Origin of the sequence: Bacillus sp. NPDC093026, assembly GCF_044754665.1 — a bacterium.
GTDB classification, from domain to species: domain Bacteria; phylum Bacillota; class Bacilli; order Bacillales; family Bacillaceae; genus Bacillus; species Bacillus maqinnsis.
The window spans coordinates 81,584-95,831 of record NZ_JBIVPN010000002.1 but is presented as its reverse complement, the minus strand read 5'-3'; the positions used below and the strand labels follow the sequence as shown (position 1 = coordinate 95,831).

The window sequence follows — 14,248 nt, the reverse complement described above, 5'->3', positions numbered from 1 at the left end:
AGTGACAAAATGGGAAAGCGTTACCCACTCGTCCACCCAAATGTGAAAGGCTTTTTACATGGTGGCGATTATAATCCAGATCAATGGCTTCATATGCCAGAGATCATTGACGAAGACTTTCGTTTAATGAAGCTTGCACACTGTCAAACATTCTCCATCAATATTTTCGCATGGAGTAAACTAGAACCGAAAGAAGGTCAGTATGATTTTGCATGGCTGGATGACATCATGGACCGTTTAGCAGAGCAGGGGGCTCACGCCATTCTTGCAACGCCAAGCGGGGCAAGACCTGCTTGGCTCTCGCAAACATATCCCGAAGTATTGCGCGTTGAAGCGAACCGCCAGCGCAACCTACACGGGCTTCGGCATAATCATTGCTTCACCTCACCTGTTTATAGAGAAAAAACAAATACACTCAACCGCATGCTCGCCGAACGCTATCACGATCATCCAGCACTCATCATGTGGCACATCTCTAATGAATATGGCGGCGAATGTCATTGTGACCTTTGTCAGGAAGCATTTCGAACGTACCTTAAGGACAAATACAACCATGACCTTGAGGCATTAAATCAGGCATGGTGGACAGGATTTTGGAGCCATACATTTAGTGATTGGTCACAAATTGAATCACCTGCACCTCATGGTGAACACATGATTCACGGAATGAACTTAGATTGGAAGCGTTTTGTCACTGCACAAACAATCAATTTTTATCAAAATGAGATTGAGCCGCTGCGAGAAATAACGCCAAATATCCCAGTGACAACAAACTTTATGGGTGACTACCCGCATATGCGTCCGTTCGTCGGACTAGATTATCATCAATTTGCGAAAGAAGTAGATGTGATTTCATGGGATAGCTATCCTGCATGGCATAGCGGCAAAGAAACGACAGCCGAATTAGCATCTAACGTAGCATTCGTTCATGACCTTTATCGTTCATTAAAGAACGGTCAGCCGTTTCTCATGATGGAAAGTACACCAAGCCTTGTAAACTGGCATGATGTGAATAAGGTGAAGCACCAAGGTATGGCACACCTTTCTGCCATACAAGCCATCGCACACGGCTCTGATTCCGTCCTCTATTTTCAGTGGAGACAAGGTCGAGGTGCATCTGAGAAATTCCATGGAGCTGTCGTTGATCATTCAGGACATGAGCATACACGCGTTTTTCAAGAAGTTGCGAGTCTAGGAAAACAACTAGAGCAATTGCAGACGATTGCGGGTACATCCGTTCAACCAGAGGTCGCCATCATATACGATTGGGAAAACCACTGGGCGATTGATGATGCTCAAGGCTTAAATAACACAAACAAACGTTACGTAGAAGCTTGTCAAACACACTATCGTAGCTTCTGGAAAAAGGGGATCCCTGTTGACATTGTAGGAATGGAAACAGATGACTCTTCCTACCGCGTGCTGATCGGACCTATGCTTTATATGATCAAACCAGGAGTGGCAGAGAAAATTGAGGCCTTTGTCAAATCGGGCGGCGTCTTTGTTGCAACTTACTGGAGCGGCATAGTAGATGAGAACGACCTCTGTTTCCTCGGCGGCTTCCCAGGTCCTTTGCGCAATGTACTGGGCATCTGGGCAGAGGAAATCAACACCCTCATGCCAAATGAGCATGTCATGATGACCACTGGTCATGGACGCACCTACAACGTCGGACAATATTGCGAATCCATTCATCCAGAAACGGCATCTGTTTTAGGACATTACGAGAATGGTTGCTACGAAGGGCAGCCAGCACTCACCGTCCATCCATTTGGAGAAGGAAAAGCCTATTACATGGCTTCGGAGAATGAGCAGGCTTTTTATGATGAGTTTTACGAAGATCTCATTGCAGAAGTTGGAATAAAACCCGTCATATCTGCTGCAATTCCAGAAGGAGTCAGTGTACAAAAACGAACTGATGACACGCAGGACTATGTATTTATAATGAATTTCACAGAATGTGAACAGATAGTTTTATTAGAAAGAAACACCATCTATGTAAATGCATTAACTTCTAAAAGAATATCAGGAAAAATAATTCTTGATTCCTATGAATATTTTATATTAAAAAGAAAAAGAGAGTGTCTTTAAAGACATTCTTTATTTCTTTTTATGCAAGAACCAACCTTAAATTCAGCTTATAAACAAAATTCTAACTTGAAAAAAGATTGTAAAATATGATACATTATTTGTGAAAATTAACAAAAAAACACTTTTTAAATCAATGAGCATTTATGGATAATAAACACAACTTTATTACACTAATACATCATTTCGTATTTTCTCCTAAAAACTTTCTTTTAATCAAGTACTCTAGTGAAAACAGAATGGTAAAATCCAAAGTGAAGAAATTGAGGAGTATAATGATACTCCTCCTTCTTTTCGTCTAGGAGGAATATCATGCTCAACAAAAAAGTTTTTATGGCGAACTTTAAACTTACGTATAGACGTACTTTAAACCGATTGATTTACTTTTTCCCATCAAGCGAAAATTTACTAAAATCATATATATATTAACTGCTTTAATTCCTCATGGTATCTTTGAAATTCCTGCCATGATATTATCAGGTTCACTCGGTTTCAAGTTGTTAGACTTCGTCTATTTAAAAATAAGAGAGATGTATTCCCCCAAGAAACATTTCTTTTCGGATATTTTGTTTTTTACTATGATGATATGTCTATTGACATTACTTGCTGCTTTAACTGAGGCATTATTAACGCCCTTTTTACTAAACAAATTGCAATAGGAGGTCCTTATGTTTATTAGTAAAAAAAAGATAGATAAATTACTAGATGATCATTTAGAGGAAAATAAGGCAGAACCGAATAACACAATTAATAGTTCTTTTATAATTGTATTTTATTTTTCAATACTCTTATCAATCTGTACTTTCTTTTTTGATTATAGGTACTTCTTAATTGTCTTGTTTGGTCCGACCGTTTTAGTAACCTTTATAAACCCGCCTTTACAATTTAAAAAAGGAATGTATAGAATGATTTCCGCCCTATATTTAATATTTTTAGTTACAGTTACTTTCTTCTGGATAAAGTAAGTGATTCATTTCCAATCAATCTTTAGGGGATGTTTTTTGATTCTGCTGGCATTTCTTCGACCATTTCTACTATCATTGTTGGTTTCTCGGAGTACCTCTTGATACGTTAACAAGCACAGATGCATATGATTATGCACTTATGCCTATTGTGAAATCTATTACAAGTGGATGTATCTGGTGCTTCATAATGATTGGCAATGTCATCGGAACATTTGTCAGCTCTCTTGCACCTGCTGTATGGCTCGCTATAGGGCTTGCGGGTGTCGACATGGGGAAACATATTCGATACTCTTTCTATTTGATGCAGGGCTGTAGTATCGTATTAGTGCTTGTTGCCATTTTAATCTGGGTCATTTAAGCAAAAGAAAGACATGTGTCCATGGACGCATGTCTTTTCATTTTCTTAAGATGGGTATTCACTGATATGAGCTTCCGTTTTTGGCTTTCTAATCAGTGCCATTAGCCCAATGACAATTAATAAGATTATTGGAACGAACGCAAGACCAACCGTTCCAATTAAAAGAGTGACAGCAGAAACCAAGAATAAAATACCCGAGATCACCGCACGACGATTTGTCTTTAGAAAAATCACACCAACGAGAGTTAATACCGCCGCAATTGCCGATACAACCATGAACTGGATACCAAAGGCATTCGCTGCAGCTTGAAGTGTTTCAATCGGCAATGCTTCGCCTTCCTCTTTTAAAATCTCATTGAATTGTTCATAAGAAGAAGAATCCAAAGAGAGGATTAATGCCCCAAAACCGACGCCAATGATATTGAGGACAATACTAATAATCCCCATCACTTTTTCACCTTTACGTTTCATCATTTATAAACCTCCTAAAGAATAGGTTAACTGCCTGTTTTGACTTCTCGTTTTTGGAAGACAAATAAGGCAAAGGCCAAGAAAATGGCCCAATATACAGCCAAAACGGTTAATGAAAAACCAAGAGACATACCTTCCATAAAAGGAACATCATCCATAAAATATTGAGATGGATCATTGGCAAATAACAAGTACTTCGCCCAATCGAAGGTGAACATCAAGATACTCGTAATCGTTCCACCTATAATATAGGCTAACACACTAATGGCAATGGAGATTGCTTCACTTCTAAACACCGTTGAAATCGCAAAAGAAAGTGTCCCGAGTACAACAAACTGCGCACAATGCGCCAAATAATAAAACACCATATTCATAAACTCTGAACGTTCAATCACTTTGCCATTTTGATAAACCAAATTCACGTACTCATTGTTGAATCCAAAGAAAATCGCGCCCAAGATAAATGATAGAATAAATAACACAGCGACGAGTAAAAATGAGTAAATCTGAACCGTAATATATTTAGATAAAAGAATCTTTGATCTTGATGGTGGACGAATGAGTAATAATTTAATTGTACCATGTTTGTATTCTGCTGACACAATGGTCGATGCAATGATAATAACAAACACACCCACAAGCTGAAGTAATCCAGCATTTGTTTTCACATAAGTCCAAGCATTATTTCCGAATTGCTCTGCTGGCGGTAAGTCATGTTTAATCCGATAATCATTAATCGCTATTTTTCTTTCAAGGCTTCTCTTATAGAAACCATCCTCAGTATCTTTTAACTCTTTTTTATTCCCAGCATTCATCATTTGCAGCTCGGCTTTCCAATCACTTGAGGTTTGATCATCATTTGTTTTGATTGCAAAAATAAGCGTGCCAATCATTCCTAGGACAAGAAGTCCCACCATAATCCAAGTACCAACACGATAACTGATCTTCATCCACTCGTTTTGAATGAGGCGAATCATACGTTTGCCTCCTTTTTACCTGTTAAACTTAAAAACTTGTCTTCTAGTGTCTGTTTTTCTATTTTGACTTCATATAGATGAATAGATGCATCGCTCAAATGACGAATCAATTGCGGCATCTTCGCTTCAGGTAGAGAAAAGAATAGATATGTTGCCTCTTCCCTTACAGTGACGCCCTCCTCAAATTCATCAATCAATCTCTGCGCCACTTCAAGCTCGTTTTCCGCTACCTTCATTCGATAATTGACCAGATCACCCTGCTCAGTCTCCACACGCTGATCTTCAATAGCTATCAGTTTTCCTGATTGAATAATGGCAAAACGATCACACATCAATTCCATTTCTGACATGAGGTGACTTGAAACAATCACAGCAAGTCCTTCTTCCTTCGCAAGCTTTCTCAAGTAATCTCGTATCATTCGGATACCCTCTGGATCAAGTCCATTGGTCGGCTCATCTAAAATAAGTAGTTTCGGTTTATGGATGAGTGCTTGCGCAATGCCTAAACGCTGCTTCATTCCTAATGAAAACGTACGGACACGCTTATGCTTTACATGTTGCAGGCTTACAAGCTGCAACAACTCGTCAATTCGCTCTTCATCTACCTTCCCATTCATTCTTGCAAAATGGACAAGATTTTGTCTTGCCGTTAAATGATTATACATTTCTGGATTTTCAATAATCGCACCTACATCTTGGATGGCATGCCGATAAGACGTCTGGATACTATGTCCATTAATCAGAATGTCACCAGATGTAATAGGAGAAAGACCGACCATCATACGAATTGTCGTCGTTTTTCCTGCGCCATTTGGCCCTAAGAAGCCAAAGACTTCTCCAGCTTGAACAGAAAAACTCAAGTCTTGAACGATCTTTTTCCCGCGAATATGCCTAGATACATGATGCAGTTCTAAAACTTTCGTCACGTTACCTCTCCCTCTTTGTCATAGTTTTGTCATAGTTTTCTATCATCAATGTCCTGATATACACCATCATCCGTCAAAAATAGAAGAATACTTCCATATGGTACAGCAATGCCCAAAAGATGTGAAGGGGATTAGCAAAAAATTAGAGAATTATTTGTTTTTTTAAGGTGAGGTTAAGGATGAGATTACTTTTAGCAAAGGAAATTTATTGAATTCAACTAATTCTTATATTGAGTTCCTCTCTTTTTAAAGATGCAAACTGATATTACTAAAAATGCAAAACTGTATAAAATTACAATTACGCTAGATTTAAAGGATACTACTGTGATTGTTGATCGAGTTAAATTATCTGCATTTGAAATTTATGAATCCAGCTCGGCAACATGAATTCATAAGATCATTTCGTCAGAATCGCCTTCAGCAACACACAAAAAAACCATTTTGTTTTGATCTTGAACATTCACCTTTTATCCGTTCAGACGCATAAATACATGGTGACTACGCATCTAAGCGACTTTCAAATGTGATACTCTGGACACGCAGATACCCTTATCGATTTACGTTAGTATGTATGGTTAAATTAGGGAAATTTCAAAGATATGGGCTTATATATGAAGAAATCGTGAAAGGAGATATTACAATTAGTTGAGGCGGATGCCAGAGCAATTAGGTCAGCAGATCTTGAAAATTAAAACCCTTTAAAAAGCGAACAATGGAGTTTATTTGCAAAGCACGTCTCAAACATTCTTTCAAGGTATGCAGATGAACAATTTGAGAGTACGAGACTGCCTGAAAGCTTACAAGCAGTTTGTTTTATCTCATGCAGAGACAATAGACTCAACAGTGCGTGGGATGTTGATCATTTGACCTAGATGAAACATGAAGTAACGAAGATTGACTATGGATGAATACAATATCCTCAGAAAGTATAAACATTCATATGTGATTTTACGCAACGGACAATAAGGATCATGGAGACAGATTGAGCTGTTATACGTTGATGTAGATGCTTCGTGTGTAGACGTTTAGACGCACAAACACTTGATGTGCAATCGGTTTTATACTTGCTTTCCCGAAGAGTCATTATGTAACCATGTATTTTGTGTTTTGGTGCGGTGTCCGCAATCTTTTATTTTCCATGATTTCGTTTTATTGGAATTTCCTGTAATAGAATCCTTTCACTGTGGAGGTGAATGTGATGACGATTGAAGTTGATATGATGGATGAATGTCCATTAATTTGCCTGTCATCATGAAATCTTTCAGCATGTAGATATGGTTGTGTATGACTTTTTATATAACTTTAAGGTCCTTATGGTTTAAATTGTGTTAAAATATCAAATTGTAGTACTCAATAACTTTTTTTGATGAGCAGAAGCAATCATTTTTTTGTTTCACATAAAAACAGCCCCGAGATCAGTCGGGGCCTTTGCGTAGCAACCATCGTTCACACAAAACGAAGGGGCATATCAATCATACAGGAAATAGCCCCTATTCAAAAGGCTTCCTTACTCGAATTTCAGGAAACGAAATTCAATTTCGTTGCTCTTATCGTTTTATTTATTCTTTTTTTAAAGAAGGGGGGCTTCCCCCTTTCCCTGTTTCTTTAAGACTTACGTATCGGTCAGTATGTGCGACTACAATAATATGATCGAGTAATTCGATGCCGAGGATATCTCCGGATTGATGAAACCGTTTTGTTACTTCGATATCCTCCTTGCTTGCTGTAGGATCAGAACTGGGATTGATTGAGATAAGTTCGGTGATACCTAAAAGATGCACGTGTCAGTTATGAAGCTATCGTTTCTCATTAGTGAAATAATCTAATTATCTTCTTGAACTTCGATACCACTCTAGTGCTTTTTGGTTAATCTCCAATACTAGCCGTTCTTTCCCTTTAATATAGGATTCAATGTCGTTATGGAAACGTCGGGCTAATGCCTCTTTTAAGTCTCCATACTTTTTTGCATCATATGAATGCACTCGCAAGTAATCCCGAAATGCAATATGACGCTCGACTTGAGGATTTCCAACCTCATACATGTGAACATGATGAGTTCGATTCTCTCCTCCTTTTTGAAAATATCTTCGTCCATCAATTCCGTTCTCGCCCTTTGGTTTATAGCCAATGGCAACCATTGATGAGTTAAACTCATCAATCCGATTAATGTCTCTAACCACTGGCATTATGTCAATGATAGGCTTTGCTTTTAGGCTGTTTACAGACGTACTGCCGATATGATGGATTTCAATAATTTCTGAACCGAAAATTTGATGTAACTTGTTAGCTTCTTCTTCAAACATTGAGTTCCATTGCTCGTTATATGGCTTTACTTCCACTTTTCTCATCACAAACCACCACTTTATACCGTTTGTTATATATTTTCTCTTTGAAACTGTATTTGTTCTTCAATAAGATAATCCTCTAACTTTCCGTATCTTGAAATCTGCGTTCAAGATAGACCAAACCCTTCTACAAACAACTGTGGTACAAAGTGACTTGCTATCATACTAAAACATGTAATTCTTAGGGACTTAGGTGTAAAACCACAAAAAGCCTTTACCTTTCTTGCTATGAAGGGGTTATTGATTGAACGCTCCCTTATTCTTTACGTTTCTATTGTTGGCTCTCTGTTTATCGTACTCATTTATTAAAACCAGTTCATCATCAGATAAATAAACTGGTGGTCTATCGTTGAGGAAAATTGCCTTCATTTCAACGTTTACATCACTTATTTTTATGTTTCTAATACTGGCAGTTAGATTTACCAAGCTAACCTTTTTATTATTACCTCCCTTCCTTAATTTAATTATAATAAAGTACATGGGGGAAATTATGGCAAGAGGTAAACTATGATTTCTTATATCATTAGACATAGAATGATCGTGAGGTCGAATACAAAGTACAAACAGCCAGAATGAAAAAGTAGAAACATCACGTTTCATCAAAAACCTAATATTTGACGTGTTATTTTGACAAAAAACAGACCTGAAATGTTACCTTCAACAATTTAAATTATTTACCACCGACTCAATGGTTGTCCTCTAGAAAAGAATCTATGACAATTTGAACGATACATTGATTGAGAGATCTTTAAAATGTCATCACAGCCGCAATATTCCTTGACGTTCTCTCTACATGTCTATCAGCCTCTTGTATCGCATCTGAAAGAGATGTGATTCCTGGAACGATACTAAACAACGCATCAATCCCGTGATCGTGTACAACTTCACTGTCTTTTGAAAGTGAACCTGCGATGCCAATTACAGAGATATTAAACTGTTTTGCTGCCTTGGCTACACCGATAGGCGTTTTCCCATAAATGGTTTGACGATCGATCCGTCCTTCACCTGTTATGACAAGATCCGCATCCTTGACGATTTCATCAAAATTGACTGCTTTTAGTACAATGTCTATACCTCTTTGCAAGTCAGCATGTAAAAAATCTCGTAAACTTGCACCAAGCCCTCCTGCGGCTCCTGCACCTGCTGTATCACCAAAGGATACATTTAATTGCTTTTCTACCATATGAGCAAGATGAGATAAGTTCTTGTCGAGTAGCTGAACCATTTCATCATTAGCTCCTTTTTGAGGACCGAATACAGCAGAAGCCCCTCTCTCACCCGTTAAAGGATTATCAACATCACATGCCACTTCCAGTCGAGTCGTTTTCAGCCTTGGGTCGAGCCCAGACAGATCAATTACTGCTAATTGATGAAGCGCTCCCCCACCTGATAATAGTTCTTGTCCTGATTGATCGAGGAAACGTGCACCTAACCCTTGCATCATGCCAACGCCGCCATCATTTGTTGCACTTCCCCCTAGACCAATGATCAAATGACTCGCCCCTTTGTCCAACGCCGCAAGCATTAGCTCTCCCGTTCCTCTAGACGTCGTAAACAGCGGATTTCGTTTCTCGGGCGGGACGAGGTGTAAGCCAGAAGCTGCTGCCATCTCTATGACGGCTGTCTGACCATCCCCAAGCATTCCAAAAAATGCATCCACTTGTTCGCCAAGCGGGCCAGTAACGACTTGATTAACAATGGTTCCTCCTGTCGCGTTAACTAGCGATTGAACCGTACCCTCTCCTCCATCTGCCATCGGAAGCTTAATATAATTTGCGTCTGGCAGGACGGCTCGAAACCCTCGCTCAATGGCACATGCCGTCTCATAAGCAGATAAACTTTCTTTAAACGAATCTGGTGCTATCACAATTTTCATCAAATACCTCCTCGATCTCACTATATTTCGTCAGCCAAACAGCTAAAAAACGACAAAAAATGATGGTAGATACAATGGTTATAGTCAAACCTCTCAAGGATTCAAAAGGCATTATTTTCAAACGTTCCTTGATGTCCATTTGAACACTGCCTACCTTTGCATACCTGACAAGTAAATGAATAACAATAACAAGGAGTTTATTTCTAAAACGATTTTGCCTTCTGCTTTTTGTCAGTAGCTTAATCATCCTCTATAAAAGTAAAGTGTGAATAAAAGGTAGATAATCACTATGATTTTCCAGTTAATGACACGAAGCTTTTTTTCATTTTATAATCGTTATATAGCGTATTTTAAGTAACTTTTAATTCTGCTTCTCTAAATACTTTTTCCAATTCTATTTTGAAATATCATAACTGATTTTTTCAAATAGATCGACCTTTATTTCTACTCATTAAAAACCAAAAATAGAATTATCGCGAAGGAATTACCGTAATATTAAATAAAAATGGAGAAATCAATTGTCACTTTCACCTTTTTAACATTCAAAAGAATAATTTTTTGAATTTGTACAAACGATCATTCAACGATAAAATCGGTTCACCACATGATATTAGGACCTTTTTTATTGACGATTGTCAATTGCCTCTTAGAAACGATTATATTTTACCAGAATTTGTGATATTGTTTTCTTGAAACAGGCGAAAGGAGTATAAAGAGGTGAAATTTCATGACTATCATTTCAGCTGAACAGGTGGGGAATCGTTTAAATGATTGGCGAATTGCCATTCGTAAGCATGATGTACACAACGCAAGTTCAATGTACAAAGAATTGAAAAATATGCTTCATCAAATGGAAGAAAATCAGGAGGTCTTGACTTATTATTCATTGCTAGAGGGTAAGTATAAACTCATGTTATTTGACACAAGAGGTGAAAAATTAAATGAAAAGACGGAGCTAGATCATCCATCTAAGACAAACGATTTAATTGAGTACTATTTTTACCTTTACAAAGCCCTCTATGCATCATATAAGAGAGACTACACATCAGCCATTGGATTATTTAAAATTGCAGAGAAAAAGCTACAAAACATTCCAGATGAAATGGAAGTAGCAGAATTCCATACAAAGATTGCAAACTTATATATGCTGCTTCGTCAAAGCCTGATTTCACTTCACTATATTCAGAATGCCATTGATATTTTTAAAAGTCACGAAGGCTATGAAAGAAGACTGGCAGTTGCCTTTGTCATCGCTGCTACCAACTTCATGGATATTGGTGATTATAAAAAGGCAGAGAATTATTACAAACAAGCATTAAACATCGCAAAAAGTCTAAACGATCATTTTCTGAAATCACAGCTTTACCATAACATCAGCATTCTTTATGCCGAAACAGGTGATTCACAAAAATGTATTCACTCCTTAGAAAAAGCACTTAGTGATGATGACTACCTATCATCATGTTACTTCCTTCATTCCATGTTTATGTTAATAAAAGAGCTTCTTTATATCAATGAACGAACGCAGGCTCTTTATTATTACGAATTGGTCAAACAAAAACATGAAACGGAGAAAAACCCCATCTATACAGCAAAAATGAATTTGCTCTATCATCTATATTTCACCGAAGACCTAACGAAAAAAGCCCAAACCTGTTTCAATGAAATCAGCATACTAAAAGAATTAAAAGATGTTGAAGGTGTTCGTGAGTTGAGTGCACTTGCCGCAAAACATTTTGAAGAATTGGGTTCAATTCAAGAGGCTTATCTTTTTTTAAAGGAAGCCTATCAAATTGAACATAACACTCATTACTGGAGGAATTCTGATGAAAAAAATGAGGTTACTGATTTTTACTGTAATGCTCGTCGTTTTCGGACAAACAGAGTTTATCAACCTGACAAGCCATACTGATTATGATGTAACAGAACGACCAATCGGCACGTAATTGAAAACTGTATTCGATACAAAGAACCACTCGCCTAGTCACACCGGCAAGTGGTTCCAATTTTAACTTTAATTCTTGATAATAAGACATGAGGCGGTGCATATGTACCGCTAGATAAGTTAGTTCATCATTTAGAAAGAATTTATCGCATTGGATTGATTTTTGTCAATGGAAGCAACATTAATATTTGAGCCGATGCTCTGATTCCTCCCCAGCTTCCCAGACCAACCATGAGAACAACATATAAATATTCCTCAATTTCATCTATGCACCCTTCAACTTTTTATGAAATTGATACGCAATATAAACATTTATAGTTTATCTCCTATTTAAAATATAAAGCTATCGTGTATCATTTTCTTGCTTTTTAATGATTTTATATATCTAAATGTATATCTTTTAGATAGGTGTGTTCACAATGAAAAAATACAACGATACGACTTACGCGATTTTAGGTATTTTAACGACAGAAAGTAAGTCAGGGTATGAAATTAAGCAATTAATTGATAAGAGCTTACACCATTTTTGGAAAATTAGTTATGGTCAAATCTATCCTACATTAAAACTAATTGTGCAGGACGATCTGGCTGAGGTGGCACCTGTTTCTACATCAGGGCGGTCCGATAAGCACGAAAATGTCCTGACCAAAAGGTCTAGACACCTTCAGTGTCTCTATTCTAGGAATTTGTTTTCACTAAGCCGACAAAATGCTTTAATATGCGTGCAGTTAAGCCCCAAATGGTGTAGTTTTCATAATCATAAAACCACTCCTCAATGGCACGACTCCCCCAACAGTATTTTTCACCATTCATGATCTTTTCAAAGGGAAAATCTTCAGATGGAGTTGGCTGTACAGACACAAAATGTAAATACGGCTCATATTGGCATAGCCATTTTACTGGCACTGTAAAAGTCTCATCCACTTCCTCTTGATTGAAAGAATGTTTGACTTTCTGTTCATCGATGACGCCGACATATGGATAGACCACGAAGGATGGAGAAGCAATGTAAGGGCTGAGCTGACCAAGGATCTCGACTGATTCAGGCGAAATGCCTAGTTCTTCATGGGTTTCGCGCAATACAGCTTCCAGTGCTGTTTCACTGTTGTCGAGTTTACCGCCTGGAAAGCTAATATCACCGGGCTGTTTCCTCATGGTCAACGAGCGTACTTCAAATAAAATATGCCATTCTCCGTCCAATTGCAACAATGGAACAAGGACTGCCGCTTTAAATGCCGTCTCTTCTCCAATAAACAGCGGCTGTATTTGTTGTAAACCATTCTTTAATTGATCAATGAACACGAGCATCACCTGATTCCTGTATCTCTTTTCCTTTAGCGTATCATTGTTCACCTTTTGAATAAAGATGCTCTTTTTGACAATTAATTGTCAAAAAAAATATGATACTTTACAAGCAAAACAGATTCAGATCAAAATTTGAGGTGACATGATGAAAACTCGACTAAAAGAGTTGCGTGCACGAGATGAACTGAGCTTGCAAAGCGTGCAAAGGTTTCTCGTCAGACGATTAGCTTAATGGAACGAAACGAATTAATGCCGTCTCTCTTGCTTGCTGTTAAACTTTCACGTATTTTTCAGGAACCCATTGAACATATTTTTCTATTCGAGAAGGACGAAATCACAGTAAAGCTATATTCATATTCAAAATGCTATTAGGTTTGTTAGCAGCCAAATTAGAGATGGCACTTCTTCTGGATATTGCATTTGAATCAACCCTTGTTATCGCCGGTATGACTTTTATTCTCATCAAATACTACCTCTTGGCTATTTCACGTTTGAAAAAAAGTATCTCTCTCACTTTCTGGTGATGAGAAAGATGAACTTGAAGCGAAGCAATATTAAACATTTAGTGATTTGACGTTAGCAAATACAGTCACATCGGTATCTCGATCATTACTCAACAAGAATGATGGCTCACCCTTCTATTTATCATCACCTCATTTGTTTGTGCTGAAATTAGTCTATCCTAATCGAAAACTACCAAGTGTATCAGACAAAGATGATGCCAGAAAATGACTCGCCATTTTCTGATGAAGGCAAAAGGCATGTGATGCTTGAAGAATTTTTTTCCACATATCAAGCGATGAATAATCTTTTGACCAATGCCGTGTTAATTCTCATTGTGTATTCAATTGGAGCGAACCCTTCTCAGCTCTTTTCGATCATGGTTACTAGGCTCGTCCTCATCATACTAAATGCGCAATACTTACTTAAAATTAGAAAGCGTTCATTTTCGAAAAGGATAGCCTTTATTTAGGAAAAGGCTGTGCTTTTTT

Annotated in this window: 11 protein-coding genes and 3 pseudogenes; 7 read left to right on the top strand and 7 right to left on the bottom strand. The window is 37.7% G+C overall.

Features of this window, described 5'->3' with window-relative positions; genetic code table 11:
• The first annotated feature begins 9 nt into the window (after window positions 1–9).
• The 3 genes from ACIQCE_RS05365 to ACIQCE_RS05355 all read left to right on the top strand — a co-directional run bounded on the left by ACIQCE_RS05365 (window position 10) and on the right by ACIQCE_RS05355 (window position 3,411).
• Window positions 10–2,091: a beta-galactosidase gene (locus ACIQCE_RS05365; RefSeq protein WP_400493906.1), complete on the top strand. Its 2,082-nt coding sequence runs from the start codon at window positions 10–12 to the stop codon at window positions 2,089–2,091.
• 371 nt (window positions 2,092–2,462) lie between these two features.
• The gene (locus tag ACIQCE_RS05360; protein WP_400494463.1) at window positions 2,463–2,747 is read left to right on the top strand and encodes a stage II sporulation protein M; all 285 of its coding nucleotides are present in this window, start codon (window positions 2,463–2,465) and stop codon (window positions 2,745–2,747) included.
• Between the two features lie 493 nt (window positions 2,748–3,240).
• A complete protein-coding gene (locus tag ACIQCE_RS05355) occupies window positions 3,241–3,411 on the top strand; it encodes a hypothetical protein (protein WP_400493905.1) in 171 nt (56 codons plus the stop codon).
• A gap of 45 nt (window positions 3,412–3,456) precedes the next feature.
• Here ACIQCE_RS05355 and ACIQCE_RS05350 read toward each other — a convergent pair whose 3' ends face one another.
• The 6 genes and pseudogenes from ACIQCE_RS05350 to ACIQCE_RS05325 form a co-directional block, all read right to left on the bottom strand.
• Window positions 3,457–3,885, bottom strand: coding sequence for a DUF4064 domain-containing protein (locus ACIQCE_RS05350; protein ID WP_400493904.1), 429 nt, complete (start codon window positions 3,883–3,885; stop codon window positions 3,457–3,459).
• Between the two features lie 23 nt (window positions 3,886–3,908).
• Complete coding sequence (locus ACIQCE_RS05345) at window positions 3,909–4,859, bottom strand: ABC transporter permease subunit (protein ID WP_353854168.1); 951 nt, start codon at window positions 4,857–4,859, stop codon at window positions 3,909–3,911.
• Window positions 4,856–5,785, bottom strand: a complete 930-nt coding sequence (locus ACIQCE_RS05340; RefSeq protein ID WP_400493903.1) for an ABC transporter ATP-binding protein — start codon at window positions 5,783–5,785, stop codon at window positions 4,856–4,858. Before ACIQCE_RS05340 ends, ACIQCE_RS05345 begins: the two co-directional genes overlap by 4 nt.
• 1,559 nt (window positions 5,786–7,344) lie before the next feature.
• Window positions 7,345–7,530 (bottom strand): annotated as a pseudogene (locus ACIQCE_RS05335) (JAB domain-containing protein); the annotation flags it as partial.
• 81 nt (window positions 7,531–7,611) lie between these two features.
• Window positions 7,612–8,133: a GrpB family protein gene (locus ACIQCE_RS05330; protein ID WP_400493902.1), complete on the bottom strand. Its 522-nt coding sequence runs from the start codon at window positions 8,131–8,133 to the stop codon at window positions 7,612–7,614.
• 745 nt (window positions 8,134–8,878) lie between these two features.
• Window positions 8,879–10,006, bottom strand: a complete 1,128-nt coding sequence (locus ACIQCE_RS05325; protein WP_400493901.1) for a glycerate kinase — start codon at window positions 10,004–10,006, stop codon at window positions 8,879–8,881.
• 727 nt (window positions 10,007–10,733) lie between these two features.
• Here ACIQCE_RS05325 and ACIQCE_RS05320 point away from each other — a divergent pair.
• A complete protein-coding gene (locus tag ACIQCE_RS05320) occupies window positions 10,734–11,918 on the top strand; it encodes a response regulator aspartate phosphatase (protein ID WP_400493900.1) in 1,185 nt (394 codons plus the stop codon).
• Window positions 11,919–12,370: 452 nt separating this feature from the next.
• Window positions 12,371–12,604 (top strand): annotated as a pseudogene (locus ACIQCE_RS05315) (PadR family transcriptional regulator); the annotation flags it as partial.
• 25 nt (window positions 12,605–12,629) lie between these two features.
• On the opposite strand, the gene ACIQCE_RS05310 reads toward ACIQCE_RS05315, so the two are convergent.
• Window positions 12,630–13,253 carry an NUDIX hydrolase gene (locus tag ACIQCE_RS05310; protein WP_400494462.1) on the bottom strand — a complete coding sequence of 208 codons (624 nt, stop codon included), beginning with the start codon at window positions 13,251–13,253 and terminating at the stop codon, window positions 12,630–12,632.
• Window positions 13,254–13,401: 148 nt separating this feature from the next.
• Between ACIQCE_RS05310 and ACIQCE_RS05305 the strand changes: the two are divergent.
• Both ACIQCE_RS05305 and ACIQCE_RS16370 read left to right on the top strand, forming a co-directional pair.
• Window positions 13,402–13,628, top strand: a pseudogene (locus ACIQCE_RS05305) (helix-turn-helix transcriptional regulator).
• 343 nt (window positions 13,629–13,971) lie between these two features.
• Entirely contained in the window at window positions 13,972–14,229 is a 258-nt protein-coding gene (locus tag ACIQCE_RS16370; RefSeq protein ID WP_483861784.1) for a hypothetical protein, read from the top strand.
• Window positions 14,230–14,248: the final 19 nt, after the last annotated feature.